The sequence below is a fragment of the Nocardioides flavescens genome (assembly GCF_009823805.1).
Taxonomy (GTDB): Bacteria; Actinomycetota; Actinomycetes; order Propionibacteriales; family Nocardioidaceae; genus Nocardioides; species Nocardioides flavescens.
Window position 1 is genome coordinate 63592 of sequence record NZ_WUEK01000002.1, and the last position, 17432, is coordinate 81023.

At 71.4% G+C, this 17432-nt stretch carries 14 protein-coding genes and 1 tRNA gene; 10 read left to right on the forward strand and 5 right to left on the reverse strand.

Translation table 11 applies throughout. The features are described from left to right. Positions 1 to 2 precede the first annotated feature (2 nt). Positions 3 to 1466, forward strand: a complete 1464-nt coding sequence (pyk, locus tag GRQ65_RS03025; RefSeq protein ID WP_160875073.1) for a pyruvate kinase — start codon at positions 3 to 5, stop codon at positions 1464 to 1466. Positions 1467 to 1511: 45 nt separating this feature from the next. On the opposite strand, the gene GRQ65_RS03030 is transcribed toward pyk, so the two are convergent. Beyond that, positions 1512 to 1584, reverse strand: a tRNA-Leu gene (locus GRQ65_RS03030). A 70-nt stretch (positions 1585 to 1654) separates the two neighbouring features. On the opposite strand from GRQ65_RS03030, the gene GRQ65_RS03035 reads away from it, so the two are divergent. From GRQ65_RS03035 to GRQ65_RS03060, 6 genes are all read left to right on the forward strand, one after another. Then, positions 1655 to 1879, forward strand: a complete 225-nt coding sequence (locus GRQ65_RS03035) for a hypothetical protein (protein ID WP_160875075.1) — start codon at positions 1655 to 1657, stop codon at positions 1877 to 1879. A 51-nt stretch (positions 1880 to 1930) separates the two neighbouring features. Beyond that, on the forward strand, positions 1931 to 2551 hold the full coding sequence (locus GRQ65_RS03040; protein ID WP_160875077.1) for a response regulator: 621 nt from the start codon (positions 1931 to 1933) through the stop codon (positions 2549 to 2551). A 223-nt stretch (positions 2552 to 2774) separates the two neighbouring features. Beyond that, entirely contained in the window at positions 2775 to 4088 is a 1314-nt protein-coding gene (locus GRQ65_RS03045) for a branched-chain amino acid ABC transporter permease (protein ID WP_202387280.1), read from the forward strand. A gap of 29 nt (positions 4089 to 4117) precedes the next feature. Further along, on the forward strand, positions 4118 to 5317 hold the full coding sequence (locus GRQ65_RS03050) for a branched-chain amino acid ABC transporter permease (protein WP_160875079.1): 1200 nt from the start codon (positions 4118 to 4120) through the stop codon (positions 5315 to 5317). After that, positions 5310 to 6296, forward strand: coding sequence for an ABC transporter ATP-binding protein (locus tag GRQ65_RS03055; protein ID WP_160875081.1), 987 nt, complete (start codon positions 5310 to 5312; stop codon positions 6294 to 6296). The genes GRQ65_RS03050 and GRQ65_RS03055 overlap by 8 nt, the downstream gene beginning before the upstream one ends. Then, complete coding sequence (locus GRQ65_RS03060; protein WP_337191443.1) at positions 6293 to 7078, forward strand: ABC transporter ATP-binding protein; 786 nt, start codon at positions 6293 to 6295, stop codon at positions 7076 to 7078. The genes GRQ65_RS03055 and GRQ65_RS03060 overlap by 4 nt, the downstream gene beginning before the upstream one ends. A gap of 138 nt (positions 7079 to 7216) precedes the next feature. Here the strand turns inward: GRQ65_RS03060 and GRQ65_RS03065 are convergent, their stop codons facing one another. From GRQ65_RS03065 to GRQ65_RS03075, 3 genes are all read right to left on the reverse strand, one after another. Continuing rightward, the gene (locus tag GRQ65_RS03065) at positions 7217 to 8134 is read right to left on the reverse strand and encodes a type IV toxin-antitoxin system AbiEi family antitoxin domain-containing protein (RefSeq protein ID WP_160875083.1); all 918 of its coding nucleotides are present in this window, start codon (positions 8132 to 8134) and stop codon (positions 7217 to 7219) included. A gap of 350 nt (positions 8135 to 8484) precedes the next feature. Then, a complete protein-coding gene (locus GRQ65_RS03070) occupies positions 8485 to 9858 on the reverse strand; it encodes an ABC transporter substrate-binding protein (RefSeq protein ID WP_202387282.1) in 1374 nt (457 codons plus the stop codon). Positions 9859 to 10034: 176 nt separating this feature from the next. Continuing rightward, complete coding sequence (locus GRQ65_RS03075; protein WP_160875085.1) at positions 10035 to 10781, reverse strand: DUF554 domain-containing protein; 747 nt, start codon at positions 10779 to 10781, stop codon at positions 10035 to 10037. 142 nt (positions 10782 to 10923) lie between these two features. On the opposite strand from GRQ65_RS03075, the gene GRQ65_RS03080 reads away from it, so the two are divergent. Beyond that, complete coding sequence (locus GRQ65_RS03080; protein WP_337191444.1) at positions 10924 to 11511, forward strand: GNAT family N-acetyltransferase; 588 nt, start codon at positions 10924 to 10926, stop codon at positions 11509 to 11511. A 41-nt stretch (positions 11512 to 11552) separates the two neighbouring features. Continuing rightward, the gene (gene polA, locus GRQ65_RS03085) at positions 11553 to 14282 is read left to right on the forward strand and encodes a DNA polymerase I (RefSeq protein ID WP_160875087.1); all 2730 of its coding nucleotides are present in this window, start codon (positions 11553 to 11555) and stop codon (positions 14280 to 14282) included. 33 nt (positions 14283 to 14315) lie between these two features. Here polA and GRQ65_RS03090 read toward each other — a convergent pair whose 3' ends face one another. After that, entirely contained in the window at positions 14316 to 15554 is a 1239-nt protein-coding gene (locus tag GRQ65_RS03090) for an MATE family efflux transporter (protein ID WP_439331844.1), read from the reverse strand. A 114-nt stretch (positions 15555 to 15668) separates the two neighbouring features. Here GRQ65_RS03090 and GRQ65_RS03095 point away from each other — a divergent pair, with 114 nt between their 5' ends. Further along, complete coding sequence (locus GRQ65_RS03095; RefSeq protein WP_160875091.1) at positions 15669 to 17423, forward strand: MmpA family trehalose lipid delivery protein; 1755 nt, start codon at positions 15669 to 15671, stop codon at positions 17421 to 17423. The last annotated feature ends 9 nt before the right edge of the window (positions 17424 to 17432 follow it).

A 17432-nucleotide genomic window follows, 5' to 3' on the forward strand; every position in this document is an offset into this window, starting at 1 on the left:
GTGTGAGAAGAGCGAAGATCGTCTGCACCCTCGGCCCCGCCACCAGCTCCGAACGGCGCATCCGCGAGCTGGTCTACGCCGGGATGGACGTGGCGCGGCTCAACATGAGCCACGGTGACCACGCCGACCACGCCGAGTCGTACCGCTTGGTCCGCGAGGCCTCCGACGCCAGTGGTCACGGGGTCGCGGTCCTCGCCGACCTCCAGGGCCCCAAGATCCGCCTCGAGCGCTTCTCCGGCGGTCCCGTGCAGCTGCGCCGCGGCCAGCGCTGGACGATCACCACCCGCGACGTCGACGGCAACGACGAGATCTCCGGTACGACGTACAAGGGTCTGGCCGGCGACGTCGCCCCCGGCGACCCGCTGCTCATCGACGACGGCAAGGTCCGCCTGCGCGTCCTCGAGGTCGTCGACGGCACCGACGTGGTCACCGAGGTGCTCGTGGCCGGCAAGGTCAGCAACCACAAGGGCATCAACCTGCCCGGCGTGGCCGTCTCCGTGCCCGCGATGTCGGAGAAGGACGTCGAGGACCTGCGCTTCGCGCTCCGCCTGCCCGTCGACTTCGTCGCGCTGAGCTTCGTGCGCGACGGCAAGGACGCCGAGGACGTGCGCCGGATCATGCGCGAGGAGGGCGTCATGCGCCCGGTCATCGCCAAGATCGAGAAGCCGCAGGCCATCGAGAACCTCGACGAGGTCATCAAGGCCTTCGACGGCTTCATGGTCGCCCGCGGCGACCTTGGCGTGGAGTGCCAGATGGAGGAGGTGCCGTTCCTGCAGAAGACGATCATCGACCGGGCCCGGCTCAACGCCAAGCCCGTCATCGTCGCCACGCAGATGCTCGAGTCGATGATCACCAGCCCCTCGCCGACCCGCGCCGAGGCCAGCGACGTCGCCAACGCCGTGCTCGACGGCGCCGACGCCGTGATGCTCTCGGGTGAGACCAGCGTGGGGGAGTACCCCGTCCACACGGTCGAGACGATGGCGCGCATCATCCAGGCCACCGAGGCCCACGCCCTCGAGCAGCACGAGGTCGGCACCCTGCGCGCCCTGCCCTTCGAGCCGCGCACCAAGTCCGGCGTGATCACCAAGGCCGCCGGCGAGGTGGCCGAGCGGGTCGAGGCGAAGTACGTCGTCGCGTTCACGACCACGGGTGACTCCGCGCGCCGGATGTCGCGCCTGCGTGGCCCGATCCCGATCCTGGCCTTCACCCCCGAGGCGCAGACCCGCTCGCAGCTCGCCCTGTCGTGGGGCGTCGAGACCTTCAAGACGGCCTCGGTCGAGCACACCGACGAGATGGTGCGTCAGGTCGACGAGCAGCTGCTGCAGATCGGCCGGGTCCAGGAGGGCGACCTCGTCGTCATCATCGCGGGCGCACCCCCCGGCATCCCCGGCTCGACCAACGCGCTGCGGGTGCACCGGATGGGCGACGCCATCAACGAGGTGGCTCCGGCGTACCGCCGCGGCTGAGCAGCCGGTGCCGATGGTGCCGATGGTGCCGATGGTGCCGCTGAGTGTCCCGGGTGGGATTCGAACCCACACTGGATGAGGTTTGAGCTCATTCTCTCTGCCGTTGGAGTACCGGGACCTCCGCGGCGCGAGGCTACCGGAGCCGCTCGCTGTCGACAGAAGTCGATCAGTTCACTAGACTTTGCCAGGTGAGTCTGACGGCGTTCGTGTCCGCCCCCTGGTGGGGCCTCGTCGACGCCTGCGCTCGGCGCAGCCAGCGCGGTGCCGTCGCCAACGCGCGGGTCGCGGCCACCGCCTGCTCCCGTGCCCGTCTCGAGCGGGCCGAGGTGGACACGTGGCTGGAGGCGCGGGCAGAGCTCGCCGCGGCCGCCCGCGTCGCCGCCCGCGTGGGCGCCGTCACCTCCAGGCGATGACGCCGTGGGACGGGCGGCGTCGCCGCGCCGCGATGTCCTAGCCTTCAGGACGTGAGCGAGCACCCGATCAGCACTGCGCGCACGACGTCGCCGCGCACGGTCGTCGTGGCCGAGGACGAGGTGCTGATCCGCATGGACCTCGCCGAGATGCTGACCGAGGAGGGCTACGAGGTCGTGGGACAGGCCGGCGACGGGGCCACGGCCGTGGAGCTCGCCGAGCAGCACCGTCCCGACCTCGTGATCCTCGACGTCAAGATGCCCGTCCTCGACGGCATCGCCGCCGCCGAGCAGATCGCCGCCGCGCGGATCGCCCCGGTCGTCATCCTCACCGCCTTCAGCCAGCGCGACCTCGTCGAGCGGGCCCGTGACGCCGGCGCCATGGCCTACCTCGTCAAGCCGTTCACCCAGGCCGACCTGGTGCCGGCCATCGAGATGGCCCTGAGTCGCTACGCCGAGCTCACCCAGCTCGAGGCCGAGGTCTCCGGACTGACCGATCAGCTCGCCACCCGCAAGGCGGTCGAGCGCGCCAAGAGCCTGCTGATGCAGCAGCTGGGACTCACCGAGCCCGAGGCGTTCCGCTGGATCCAGAAGACCGCGATGGACCTGCGCCTGTCGATGCGGCAGGTGGCGGAGGGCGTCGTCGAGCACGGTCCCGGTCTCGCGGGCGCCTGACGCGGCGAGCCACCCCCCGGGGCGTGGTGCCCCGTGCTGCGGGGCTACTCCTCTCCCGCGTCGTGTGACAGTCCGATAACGGTCTGGTTTCCCGCGAGATCCCGCCGGTTCGCGCTGGCGCAATCGGCAGTTCGCACCCCTAGACTGCGGGGCGGCATCCGGCCGGGTGCCCGTGAGGAAGGACTCCTGATCAATGGTTCGACCACGTGCTCCTCTCGGAGCCATGGCACGAGGCCTCGCGGTCACGCTCCTGCTGGTGCTCGTCGCGCCGCTGCTCCTGCTCGTCACGAGCCGGTCCGCCGACGCCGTCACCCTGTGCGTGCCCAAGAAGGACGAGACCGCCTGCATCGCCGGGACCATGGGCAGCCGCTCCGACCCGATCGCGGACGTCGACGTCGTCCTCACCAAGCCCGACGGCACCACCGAGAGCCAGACGACGGCTGAGGACGGCAAGTTCTCCTTCCAGGTCGACGCGGCCGGTGAGTACCTCGTCGGCGTCGACCCGGAGACCCTGCCCAAGGGCTCCGAGCTGCGCCCGCCGTCGAACCCGACGCTGGAGGGCCCCGACGGCGCCCTGAAGGTGACGGTCGCCCTGGGTCAGACCCGGGCCGCGACCCTGACCGTCCGCGCTGCCGACTACGACGACAGCACCAGCAAGCTCGAGGAGGCTGTGCAGTCGGCGTTCAACGGCCTGCGCCTCGGCCTCCTGCTCGCCCTCGCCTCGGTGGGTCTGTCCCTGATCTACGGCACCACCGGCATCTCCAACTTCGCCCACGCCGAACAGGTGACCCTCGGCGGCATGGTGGGCTACGGCTTCGCCAACGTGATGGGCCTGCCGCTGTGGCTCGCCGGGCTCCTGGTGGTCATCGTCTGCGCCGCGACCGGCTACGGGCAGGACCGGCTGCTGTGGCAACCGCTGCGTCGCCGCGGTCTCGGCCTCACCCAGCTGATGATCGTCACGATCGGTCTGTCGCTGGCGATGCAGTACGCCTTCCAGTACTTCGTCGGCTCGCGCACCGTCCGCGTGGTGGTCGAGAGTGCGACCTCGGTCGAGCTCGGCCCCATCCGCACGACGGTGACGTCGCTGGTCTGCATGGCCATCGCGGTCGTCGTGCTCATCGCCGTCGGCTTCGCGCTGCTGCGCACCCGCATCGGTCGTGCGACGCGGGCCGTCTCCGACAACCCGGCGCTCGCCCAGGCCTCCGGCATCGACACCGACAAGGTGATCCGGCTCGTCTGGACCGTGGCGATGGGCCTGGCCGGCCTCTCGGGCATGCTCTACGCCCTCGTCGTCAACGGCATCAAGTGGGACACCGGTCTGCAGATCCTGCTGCTGCTGTTCGCCGCCGTCACCCTCGGTGGCCTCGGCACCGCCTTCGGTGCCCTCATCGGCTCCATCGTCATCGGCCTCGTCGTCGAGATGTCGCCGCTCGTCATCCCCGGTGACTTCAAGTACGCCGCCGCGCTCCTCATCCTCATCCTGCTCCTGCTCGTGCGGCCCCAGGGCCTGCTCGGACGAGCGCAACGGGTCGGCTGAGGTCCGAGGAAGCAGGAGAGAGAACTCAGATGGACGACATCCAGAACATCCTCGGCGCGATGATGCGCGTGGCGATCGACCCGCAGACCGCGGCCGTCGCCATCGCCGTCATCGGCCTCAACATCCACTTCGGCTACACCGGCCTGCTCAACATCGGTCAGTCGGCGTTCATGCTCCTCGGGGCCTACGGCTTCGCGATCTCGATCACGCAGGGCGTGCCGATGTTCTTCGCGATCCTGATCGGGCTCGCGCTCGCGCTGGTCTTCGCGCTGGTGCTCGGCGTGCCGACCCTCAAGCTGCGCGGCGACTACCTCGCCATCGTGACGATCTCGGCCGCCGAGATCATCAGGTACGTCGGGCGCTCGGTCGGCATCGGCTGGCTCACCGACCTCACCAAGGGCGCCCAGGGCATCCCCGGCAGCCAGTACCGCGCGCCGTTCACCAACCTGTCCTTCTTCGGTGACGGCAGCACGACGCTGCTGCCGTTCAACTACACCGACGTCGCCGGCGGCTCGGTCGTGGTGCGCCTGATCGGCTGGGTCGTGGTGATCGCCCTGATCGTGCTGCTGGTGCGCATCGCCCGCGGCAAGGTCGCGCTGACCGGCGCGGCCCGCACCGGGGCGATGGTCGGCGCCGTGGTCGTCGCCGCGCTGCTGGCGCTGTTCCTCGTCCCGGTGACCCAGCGCAACACCGGCGCCAACGGCCTGTGGTTCACCGCGGTGGCGTGGACGGTCGTCGGGCTCAGCGTCCTGCTGCTGCTCGGCCTCACCCGCAGCCCGTGGGGCCGCGCGCTGCGCGGGGTGCGCGAGGACGAGGACGCCATGCGCTCGCTCGGCAAGAACGTCTTCGCCATCAAGATGCAGGCGCTGGTCATCGGCGGTCTGTTCGGTGCCCTCGGCGGCATGATGTACGTCCTGCCGGCCACCGTGCAGCCGGACTCCATGGGCCGCACGCTGACCTTCTTCTGCTACACCGCGCTGCTGCTCGGCGGTGCGGCCACGATCTGGGGTCCGGTGCTCGGATCGCTGATCTTCTACGTCGGCCGCGCGTTCGTCATCGCGGTCTCGCAGACCTACCTGCAGGACGGCAGCAGCCCGATCGGGTTCATGTCGAACCAGCAGACCCAGCAGTTCGCCTTCATCGTCGTCGGTGTCGCGCTCATGCTGCTGGTGATCTTCCGTCCACAGGGCATCCTGGGTGACAAGAGGGAGCTCCGGTTCAATGTCTGAGACCACCACGCCGACCACTGGGAGCACAGGGGGAGCGCTCGCCGACCCGGCGGAGCGTCGCCGCCTCATGTCGACGGTGACGCCGGAGCCGGGTGCGGCCAAGGCCGACCCGATCCTGAAGGTCGACAAGATCACCCGTCAGTTCGGCGGCATCACCGCCGTCGATGTCGAGCACCTCGAGGTCCAGCGCGGCGTCATCACCGCGCTGATCGGCCCCAACGGCGCCGGCAAGACGACGTTCTTCAACCTCATCACCGGCTTCGACAAGCCGACCTCGGCCGGTCACGGCGCGCACTGGGAGTTCGACGGCCGCGCCCTCAACCGCACGTCGGCCTCGTCGGTCGCACGGTCGGGGATGGTCCGCACCTTCCAGCTCACGAAGTCGCTGAGCCGGATGACGGTGATGGAGAACATGATGCTCGGCGCCCAGGGACAGGCCGGGGAGAGCCTGGCCAAGGCGCTGTTCCGCCCGTTCTGGGCCGGCGAGGAGAAGCAGATCGAGGAGAAGGCGCTCGAGCTGCTCGCGCGGTTCAAGCTGCACGAGAAGCGTGCCGACTTCGCCGGCTCGCTCTCGGGCGGCCAGCGCAAGCTCCTCGAGATGGCCCGGGCGCTGATGAGCGACCCGAAGATGATCATGCTCGACGAGCCGATGGCCGGGGTGAACCCGGCGCTGACCCAGTCGCTCCTCGGGCACATCCAGAGCCTGCGCGACGAGGGCATGACCGTGCTGTTCGTGGAGCACGACATGCACGTCGTACGACACATCTCCGACTGGGTCGTGGTCATGGCCGAGGGCCGGGTCGTCGCCGAGGGGGCCGCGGACACCGTCATGTCCAACCCCGCCGTCATCGACGCCTACCTCGGGGCGCACCACGACACCGACCTCGGGGACGACGACCTGCTCGACGACGCGACGATGGAGCGTCTCGAGCAGGAGGTCGCTGCCGAGGAGACCGAGCGCGAGGAGGGCAAGGCGTGAGCGTCCAGACCGAAGGCACGACCCAGAACAGGACGGCGGTCATCGAGGCCAAGGACCTGGTGGCCGGCTACCTGCCCGGCGTCAACATCCTCAACGGGTGCTCGCTGGTCGCCTACCCCGGCGAGATGATCGGCATCATCGGCCCCAACGGCGCCGGCAAGTCGACGCTGCTCAAGGCGATGTTCGGGCTGGTGAAGATCCGCTCGGGCAACGTGCACCTCGGCGATCGCGACATCACCAACCTGCGGGCCAACCGGCTGGTGGAGATGGGTGTCGGCTTCGTGCCGCAGACCAACAACGTGTTCCCCTCGCTCACCATCGAGGAGAACCTGCAGATGGGTCTCTTCCTGCGTCCCGCCAAGCTGCGCGAGCGGCTCGATGCGATGTGGGACCTGTTCCCCAACCTCCACGAGCGCCGCAGCCGGTCGGCCGGGGCCCTGTCGGGCGGTGAGCGCCAGTCGCTCGCCATGGCCCGGGCGCTGATGATGGAACCGTCGGTGCTCCTGCTCGACGAGCCGTCGGCGGGGCTGTCGCCGGTCCGTCAGGACGAGACGTTCCTGCGCACGCGCAAGATCAACAAGACCGGTGTGTGCGTGGTGATGGTCGAGCAGAACGCCCGCCGCTGCCTGCAGATCTGCGACCGCGGCTACGTCCTCGACCAGGGGCGCGACGCCTACTCCGGCACCGGCCGCGAGCTCGCCAACGACCCCAAGGTCATCGAGCTCTACCTCGGCACGCTCGCCCAGGACGTCGACGAGGCCAAGGGCGACACCGCCCACTGAGGGCACGTCCGGGGCCCGATGCGAGTCGGGCCCCGGACGTTTCCCCGGCCAGCCGGGGAAAGGTGCACCCGGGGGTCGGAATGTCGGCCCCCGGGTGCACGCTCTGCCCCCTGAGACCACCGATGCAGCTGGCTGCGTTCAGCTGGCCTGGGCGGCGATGAGCGAGCGGATGCGACCCGCGAGCCGCTCGGGGTGGGACAGGTCGCTCCAGGTCACGCGCATGCATCGCCAGCCCATCGCCTCGACGATGCGCTCCTCACGACGCTTCTCACGGACCACCACGTCGCTCGCCGATTCACCGGGCCGCAGGAGCCCCTCGTACTTCACCTTGCCGTCGAACTCCAGGAACAGCCGGTGCTCGGGCCAGGCGAAGTCGACCCGGCCGAGGAAGCGTCCGAATCGGTCGTAGACGGCGTACTGGGCTGTGGGGAACGGGAGCCGCTGCTTCCAGCAGACGAACAGCACGCGTGACTCGCCGGCCGACTCGCAGGCCGGCTCGGCGAGCCTGAGCACCAGGTCCGCCGTCAACGAGTGCGGCCAGTGGTCCATCCGTTGTCGGACCTGGCCCAGTTGCTCGGCCGTGGCCAGGCGTCGGTGCAGGATGTCGTTGACTGCAACGAGGCCTCGCTCGACGTCGAGCACCTGCAACGACTCGACTGCCGCTCGAGCCGCCGTGGTGACCGCGATCCCGTTGAGGTGGACCACCTCGTCGGCGGGCAGGCGACCGTGGTGCTGACGAACGCCGGCCTCGTGTCGACCGGCGCGCCGGTCGAGACGGGTGAGGTCCACCGTGGTGAGGTCGACGTCCCACAGGGCCACGTCCCACTCGGCCAGGGCGCTGAGGTGCGACAGCGTCACCGGAGTCCGGGCCTGGCGGAGGACAGCGCGGGCACGCAGTCGGTGCCGCGTCATCTCGTCCGACGCTCGCCAGGTCGCGCCGTCGACGTACGCGCCGTGCCTCACCCGCTCGAGTGCTCCCGAGGAGAGCATCTGCAGGATCGCGCGGTGGGGCACTCCCTCGTCGATCAGCTCGCGACGGAGCACGATGGGAGACATCCGAGCGTCGTCGACGGGGCAGCGCATCACGACCGCGACTCTGCCCCTCGGCGAGGCTGGACGGCGGCCGCTCCCCGCGGGGTGTGGAGGGACGTGCTGACGTCGACGGCTGTGGACAGCTCGTGGCCACTCTCGCGGACGCTGCCGCCCCGGGGCCGGTGACGGAGCGCGGTGCTGCTCGGGGGGCAGTCCGTGCACCTGGTGTGCGAAATCTCGATCCGCAGGAGCACCTTTCCCCGGCTGACCGGGGAAACGTCCCACCCGGGCGACGCACAGAGGCCCCGGACCGTGTGGTCCGGGGCCTCTGGGTGGCGCGGTGGCTCAGCTGCGAGCCGGGGGTGGAGCTGAGGTCACTTGGTGCCCTCGACGGTGCCGGTGAGCGTGTACTTGTTGTCGGCGCCGTACTGGTAGATGCCGATGAACGCCGAGGACGGGTCGTTCTCGTCGTCGATCGGGCCGATGCCGGACGGACCGGCGTAGCGGATGTCCGAGCCCTCCTCGATCAGAGCGAGGCAGTCGGCGTAGGTGTTGCACTCCTCGGCGTTCTCGGACTCACCCGAGACGGCGCGGTAGTTGGCCTGGACCGTCTGCGAGTCGTTGGCGCCGCCCTTGGCCGCAGCGAGCGCGGCGAGGATGGTGGCGTCGTAGGACTCGGCACCGTAGGAGAAGTCCTTCAGGGCCTCGCCGTTGGCGGCCTCGTACCAGCCCGACAGCTTGTCCTTGAAGTCCTGGTCGGGGTCGGCGCCCGGCAGGGTGCCCTGGGCGCCCTCGAGGGTGCCCTCCTCGAAGTCCGCGCTGTAGTCGGAGAGGTTGCCGTCGGTGAAGTAGGTCTTCGACATGTCGAAGCCCGACGCGGCGAGCTCGGGGACGATCGACTTGGTCTCGTCGAAGGCGATGATGACGATGGCGTCGGGCTTGGCCGCGGTGACGGCCTGGACCTCGGCGGAGAAGGTCGTCTGGCCGGCGGGGAACTCGTCGCCGTCGCCCTTGCAGCCGTAGACGCAGGAGCCACCGGCGTCGGTGATGGTCTGCTCGACGGCGTTGCGCAGGCCGGTGCCGTAGGTGTCGTTGAACACCAGGAAGCCGACGTTGGTGTAGCCGTCCTGCGAGATCAGGGTGCCGAGGGCCGAGCCCTGGACGCCGTCCGGCGGGGCGGTGCGGAAGTAGAAGTCCGAGTAGCCGGACAGGTCGACCGCGGTGTTGGCGGGGGAGACCTGGGTGATCTTGGCGTCGGTGAGGGTGTCGACGAAGTTCAGCGAGACGCTGGACGAGGCGGCACCGATGACGACCGAGGGCTTCTGCGAGACCAGGGTGTTGGCCGACGCGGTCGAGATCGACAGGTCGGTCGAGTCGCCGGAGTCGAGGATGTCGTGGCAGGCCTGGACACCGTTGACGCCGCCCGCGGCGTTGATGTCGGAGACGGCGAGGCCGACGCCCGAGATCTCCGGCGGGCCGAGGAAGGCGAGGTTGCCGGTCAGCGGCAGGATGCCGCCGGCGACGAAGGAGTCGGCGCTGGACGCACCGGAGGCGCACTCGTCGTTGGTGAACGAGGCGGTGCCGGCGGACTCGGAGCTCGACTCGGACGGGCTGGCCGCGGAGGAGGACTCCTCGCTGCCGGCGCCCTCGTCGCCGCCGTCGTCGGAGCCGCAGGCGACCAGGGCCATGCTGAGGGCGGCCGTACCCGCCATCAGCTTCACCCAGGAAGCGGTTGTGGATCGATTCACGTCGTGAACCTTTCTGTGGTGTGAGTGCACTTCACCGCGGCCCGGACCCCCGGAAGTCGGGCACAGCAGGGCGAGCGTAAGGGCGGAACCGCCCTCGACACCGTCCCGAACACTGTCGTCACCAAACCGTTACGTGGGGGCCGGTGCACGGGCCGGTGCGCGGGTCGGTGCGCTCGTCAGTGCACGGCTGCGGCGACCTCGACCAGCAGCGGCGCCACGAGGAGCGCGGGCAGCAGGTCGGCCACGGGCACGTCGCGGATGCGCAGCAGGCGCAGCGCCACCCCGACCAGCAGCAGGCCACCCGTCGCGGTGATCGCCGCGAGGTGCGCGTCGGGGAGCACGTCGCCGAGCGCGAGCCCGACGAGGGTGAGCGACCCCTGGACGACGACGACGGTGACGGCGCTGGCGGCGACGCCCCAGCCGAACGACGCGGCGAAGGCGATCGCCGCGAACCCGTCGAGGACCGACTTGAGCAGCAGCTGGTCACCGCCGTTGCCGAGACCGTCGTTGAGCGAGCCGAGGATGGTCAGCGGCCCGGTGCAGAAGACCAGGGAGGAGACGACGAACCCCTCCACGAAGCGCTGGCGCTCCGCCGAGCCGGACCCGCCCGCGAGGCGCCGCTGCAGCCAGGCGCCGACGCCCTCGACGCGCTGCTCGAGGCGCAGCAGCGAGCCAGCGATCCCGCCGAGGAGCAGGGAGCCGAGGACGATGAGCACCGGGGCGCTGGAGCCCACCTCGGACGCGAGCTCGGGCGCGGTCACCGAGAGGGCGGAGGTGGCCGCGATGAGGAGTGTCACCAGACCCAGGGCGTCGGTGACGAGCTCGCGGGTGCGCACCGGGAGCCGGTTGCCCAGCAGCACCCCGGCGCCCGCGCCCAGCAGGACCGTCGCGACGTTGACGAGCGTGGCGACTCCGGGCGGCATGTGACTCCTGGGCTGTACGGCGGACGGGTGCGTGAGCGGGTTGCGCACAGTGTGGTCGACGGGTCGCTCGCGGGGTCCGGGGGCGCGTAGTCTCGCCCTGTCCGGGAGACGCTCCCGGCCGTGGTGTGGAGGAGGGACGTCGGTGAGCCGCACCAACGTGGTCCTGCGCGAGGCCACCGTCGGGGACGTGCCGTTCCTGGTCTGCCTCTGGGCCGACACGCTGCGCCGTGCCGAGCGCGAGGAGCAGGTGCGCGACCTCGAGCTCGTCGTCAAGGAGGCCGCGGGCTCTCCCGAGCAGCGCCTCCTCGTCGCGGAGTACGACGGTGAGGCGGCCGGTGCGGTGCTGCTGCGGCTCGCGACCCTGAGCCCGATCAACCTCGAGCCCACCGTGCAGGCTCTGTCGCCGCACGTGCTGCCCACCTTCCGGCGCCGAGCCGTCGGGCGGGCCCTGATGGAGGCCGCCGTCGGCTGGGCCGAGGAGCTCGGCGTCGACACGATCGCCACGGCCGCCCCGTCGTCGTCGCGCGCCGGCAACCGGTTCATGGCCCGGCTGTCGTTCGGGCCCCGCGCGGTGCTGCGGGTCTCGAGCACGCACCTCGTGCGGGCCCAGCTCACCGCGCTCACCCCGACCCGGGAGCGGGTGCCGGGCCGGCGCCCCATCGGCCAGGTGCTCGCGGTGCGCCGCCAGCAGCGCGGTCGCGCCGCCGACGCGGCGTCCGCCGACTCCTGAGCCCGCGGCGGCCTGTCGGAGGCCGCGACTAGGGTGACGTCGTGCCCGAGAACGCCCCCGCCAAGCTCCTGCTGCTCGACGGCCACTCACTGGCCTACCGCGCGTTCTTCGCCCTCCCGGTCGACAACTTCTCGACCACGACGGGGCAGCACACCAACGCCGTGTTCGGGTTCACCTCGATGCTCATCAACGTGCTGCGCGACGAGCGGCCGACCCACGTCGCGGTGGCCTTCGACGTCTCCCGCCAGACCTTCCGCATGGAGGAGTACGCCGAGTACAAGGCCGGGCGCAACAAGACCCCCACCGAGTTCTCGAGCCAGCTGCCCCTCATCGAGGAGGTGCTGGACGCGATGCGCATCCCCTTCCTCAAGAAGGAGGGCTACGAGGCCGACGACGTCATCGCGACGCTGGTGACCCAGGCGCTCGCCGACGGACCCGACGGCGCGGCGTTCGAGGAGGTGCTCATCCTCACCGGGGACCGCGACTCGATCCAGCTGGTCACCGACCGCTCGACCGTGCTCTACCCGATGCGGGGCGTCTCCGACCTGGCCCGCATGACGCCGGCCTACGTCGAGGACAAGTACGGCGTGCCGCCGCACCAGTACCCCGAGCTCGCGGCCATCGTGGGGGAGACCTCCGACAACCTGCCCGGGGTGCCGGGTGTCGGGCCGGGCTTCGCGGCGCGCTGGATCAAGCAGTACGGCGACCTCGACGGCGTCATCACCAACGCCGACAAGATCACCGGCAAGAAGGGCGAGGCGCTGCGCGAGCACCTCGGCGACGTGATTCGCAACCGCCAGCTCAACGCCCTGGTGACCGATCTCGACCTGCCCCGGCGGCCCGAGGACCTGGCCTGGGAGTCCTGGGACCGCCAGAAGGTCCACACCCTCTTCGACGGCCTCGAGTTCCAGGTGCTCCGCACCCGGCTGATCGAGGCCATCCCGACCGAGGAGGAGGAGATCGACGAGTCCGGCTTCGACGTCTCCATGCGGGTCCTGGGCGAGGGCGAGCTGGCGGGGTGGCTCGCCGAGCAGGGCTCGACCGGCGAGCGGGTCGGGGTCCACCCCGTCGGGCACTGGCGGGCCGGCACGGGAGACCTCACCGCCATCGCGTTCGCGACCGAGGAGGGCGCCGCCTACGTCACCACCGACGCTCTGAGCGTCGAGGACGAGGAGGCGTTGGCCGTCTGGCTGCGCGACCGCGAGCGGCCCAAGGTCCTGCACGACGCCAAGGGTCCGATGCTGGCCTTCGCCGCCCGGGGCATGCCGCTGGCGGGGCTCGAGCGCGACACCGCCCTCTCGGCGTACCTCGCGCGTCCCGACCAGCGCTCCTACGACCTCGCCGACCTCACCGTCCGCTACCTCAAGCGTGAGCTGCGCCAGGGACCCGCCGACGACGGCCAGCTCTCGCTCGAGGGCCTCGACGGCGACGCCGCGCCGTCCGGGCCGGCGGCGGGCGAGACCGAGATGCTCCACGCTCGAGCGGTGCTCGACCTCGCGGCCGCGCTCGACGACGAGCTCGAGGAGCGCGGCGGCACCCGGCTGCTGACCGAGATCGAGCTGCCGCTGGTCGACCTCCTCGCGCAGCTCGAGCGCACGGGCATCGCCGTCGACGATGACCACCTCAGCGCACTGGAGGACCACTTCGCCGCCGAGGTGAAGAAGGCCGCCGACGAGGCGTTCGCGGTGATCGGCAAGGAGATCAACCTCGGCTCGCCCAAGCAGCTGCAGGTCGTGCTCTTCGACGAGCTCGAGATGCCCAAGACCAAGCGCACCAAGACGGGCTACACCACCGACGCGGACGCGCTGCAGGCGCTGTACGTCAAGACCGAGCACCCGTTCCTGCTGCACCTGCTGCGCCACCGCGACGTGACCCGGCTGCGCTCGACGATCGAGGGGCTGCTCAAGACCGTCTCTCCCGACGGGCGCATCCGCACCACCTTCAACCAGCTGATCGCGGCCACCGGACGGCTCTCGAGCACCGACCCCAACCTGCAGAACATCCCGATCCGCACCGAGGAGGGTCGACGCATTCGCGAGGCGTTCGTCGTGGGCCGGGGAGCGGGGCAGGAGTTCGAGTGCCTGATGACCGCGGACTACAGCCAGATCGAGATGCGGATCATGGCGCACCTGTCGCAGGACGCGCTGCTCATCGAGGCGTTCCGCTCCGGTCGCGACTTCCACTCCATCACCGCCGCACGGGTCTTCGACGTGCCGGCCGACGCGGTCACCGTCGAGATGCGCGCCAAGATCAAGGCGATGAACTACGGCCTGGCCTACGGGCTCTCGGCGTTCGGCCTCGGGGGACAGCTCGGCATCGACCCGGCCGAGGCCCGTGGGCTGATGGACGAGTACTTCGAGACCTTCGGCGGCATCCGCGACTACCTCGGCGGCATCGTCGACCAGGCGCGGCGCAGCGGCTACACCGAGACGATCATGGGGCGCCGGCGCTACCTGCCCGACCTGACCTCCGACAACCGCCAGCGCCGCGAGATGGCCGAGCGGATGGCGCTCAACGCCCCGATCCAGGGCTCGGCCGCCGACCTCATCAAGATCGCGATGCTCAACGTCGAGCGGGCGATCCGCGCCGAGGGCCTCGAGTCGCGGATGCTGCTCCAGGTGCACGACGAGCTCGTCTTCGAGGTCGCGCCGGGTGAGCGCGGGGCGCTCGACGCGCTGGTGCGCCGCGAGATGGGGTCCGCGGCCGACCTCGAGGTGCCCCTCGACGTGTCCGTCGGCACCGGGCGCAGCTGGCACGAGGCCGCCCACTGAGGCACGGCCCCGGCGGTCCCGGAGGTCGCGGGCTCAGGCGGTCGCGCTGCCGGCCGGCTCCCGCGCATCCTCGCGGCTGCTGATCAGCGCGATGACGAGCAGCGCCGCGCACAGCACGGCGTCGATGGTCGCGACCAGCAGCACCAGCGACGGCGCGGTGTGCACGAACAACGCTCCGACGACGAGCACCGCGAGCGCGGTCCAGAGCACGACCGCGGCGCGACCCTGGCGCCGCGCCAGGGCGGAGTAGACGAGCAGCTGGATCATCGACAGCAGCGTGCCGACGACGCCGAACTTCCACAGGTCGCCGGAGACCTCGGCGAAGTCGTCGCCCCCGACGAAGAGCAGGGCGAGGTCGGGCAGCAGTGCCGTCGCGGCCACACCGAGGGCCCCCAGCACGGCGATCACCGCGAGCGCCGGCACCATCGTGCGCACGTCGGGGCGCTTCGACATCGCCGGGAACGCCAGCACGACGACGAACTGCGGCAGGAACAGCACGGCCTTGACGAGGATCAGCCCGGCGGCATACAGCCCCGCCTGGTCGTCGGGCATGGTCGCCCGGGCCAGCACGATGTCGAGGTTGGAGAGGGCGAAGAAGGCGAGCAGTGCCTGGCTGCTCACGCCGACCTCGCGGAGCAGCTCGAGACCGGGGTGGCCCTCGCTGTGCTCGGACCTGGCCCGGGGCCGGCGCAGGGCGAACCACGCGATCACCACGGGCACCCAGGCACCCGCCGCGACCCCGAGGATCGCCGCGAACTCCGTGGGGCGGAACACGATCAGCGCGGCACCCAGCCCGATGCGGCCGAGACCCTGGGCGAGGTAGACCAGCGCGAGCGGCACCCAGCGCTCCTCGCCCTGCAGCACGCCGAGCTGGGCGCCCATGTAGGTGAGGGGGAACGCCGTCACGCCGACGAGCAGCGCGGTCGGCAGGCTCTCGAGGCGCAGCAGCCCGTTGATGAGCGGCGCCGCGAGCAGGCACAGGCCACCCAGCACCACCGCACTGCGCAACCCCACGCCGAGCACGACGCGCTCGATGGCGGCGACCTGGTGGGGGGCGGCGGAGATCCGGCGGGCGCCGGTCGCCTGCAGGCCCAGCGACAGCACGCTGATGACGAGGAGCAGACCCATCAGCGCCGAGAACGCGCCGTAGGGCGCCTTGCCGATGCTGTGCGCCACGAGCACGGTGTAGGCGTAGACCGACACGTTCATCACGGCCATCGCGACCGCGACCACGGCGCCGCTGCGCAGCTTCTGCGTCGTCTCGGTGGCCATCTTCGTCACGGGGGGGCAGCCTACGGTGCCCTGGCCTGTGGAGCGGGATCGAGAGCGTCGCGGCGGGGGTGGTCGTGTCCGTGGCGCGGCGGGCGCAGTGGTTGGATCTGCAGGGTGAGCCGGCGTCGGGTCGAGGAGGTCGCCCTCGTCGCCTGGTCGGTCCTCCTCGCGGCGGTGACCCTCGGACCGGCGCTCGCACCCGGTGCGCTCGAGCTGCGCGACATGGTCTGGGTGCCCGACCTGCGTTTGTCGGGTGACGCGCTCGGCTTCGGTTCCGGGCTGCCCCGTGCGGTGCCGTCGGACGCGGTCGTCGCGGTTCTCGACGAGGCGGTGCGCGGCGAGCTGCTCCAACGGCTCGTCCTGTTCTGCGGGTTGGCCGGGGGAGGGCTCGGGGTCGCGCGCCTGCTCGGACCGGCGGCTGCCACGGTGGCTCGTTTCGCGGCGGTGACCCTGTACGTCTGGAACGCCTGGGTGCTCGAGCGGCTCCTGATGGGCCAGTGGCCCGTGCTCGTGGGCTGCGCGGTGCTGCCGTGGGTGGTGCTCGGCACTCGCGACTGGGCGGGGCGTCGCCGGCTGTCGCCGTTCCTGCTGGTGCTGCTTCCCCTCGGCAGCCTGAGCGCGAGCGCGGGGCTGGTGACGGCCGTCGGGCTGCTGCTCTCCCTGCACGACGCTGGCCGTCGTCGGCTGGGCGGTGCTCTGCTGCTCGTCGTCGCCGCCAACGCGCCGTGGATCGCGTCGGGGCTGCTCCACGCCGCCGATGCCACCTCGGATCCGCGCGCGGCCGAGGTCTTCGCTCTGCACCGCGAGGGGGGCGTCCCGGCGCCGCTGGCCGCGCTGACCCTGGGCGGGATCTGGAACGCCGACGTCGTTCCCCTCGAGCGGACGGGGCTGCTCGGGTGGGCGGCGCTCGTGGTGCTGTGCGGCCTGGCCGCGGCCGGCGCCGGCGTCTGGTGGCGGCGGACGTCGAGTCCGCTGCGCACCGCCCTCGTCGGTTGCTGGTGCGTCGGGGCCGGACTGGCCCTTCTGACCTGGGCCGCGCCCGGCGTCGTCGGTTGGGCCGCGGCCCACGTGCCGGGTGCGGGGGTCATCCGGGACGGAGCCCGCCCGTTGGTGCTGTGTGCCCCGCTCCTGGCCGTGCTCGTCGGCTCCGGGGTGGAGCTGGTCCTGCGCCGCCTGCAGGGCCCACCACGCGTCGTGCTCGCCGTCGCTGCGGTGCTCCTGCCCGTCGCGCTCCTGCCCTCGCTCGCCTGGGGTGCCGGAGGCTCGCTGAGGCCGACTACCCTCCCCGCGGCGTACGCCGAGGCACGGGACCTCCTGGCCGACGGGCAGGGCGACGTCCTCCTGCTGCCGCTCAGCAGCTACCGCGCACCGGTCTGGAACGGCGGCCGCCCGGTCCTGGACCCGCTCGCCCGCTACCTTGCGCGCGACCCCGGATCCAGCGTGGTGGCCAGTGACGTGCTGGTGGTCGACGGCGTCCCGCTCGCGGGCGAGGACCCGCGGGTCGCGTCCGCGGCAGGAGCGCTGGCGGCCACCTCGCCGGAGCTGCGCGCACGTGGGCTGGCGGCGATCGGCATCGGAGCCGTCGTCACGGACCTCGCCGCGCCGGGCGCTGAGCGAGCGCCGGCGGTCGCGGGCGACGTGCTCCTCGACGGGACGGGCCCGTCCGAGGGGCTCCGCGTCGTCTCGCTCCACCACGTGCAGGTCCGTGAGGTCCCGATCGCGTGGGTCGTGGTCATGGGCCTCGCCTGGGTGCTCTTCCTCGCCCTGCCGGTCGGCTCGGTCGCGCTCGTCGCGGTCCGTCGCGGGGCGTGGTGGCGCGGCCGGCGCCCGCCTCGCCGGGGCGTGCGGGAACGACCTCGCGACGTGTAACCTGGAACC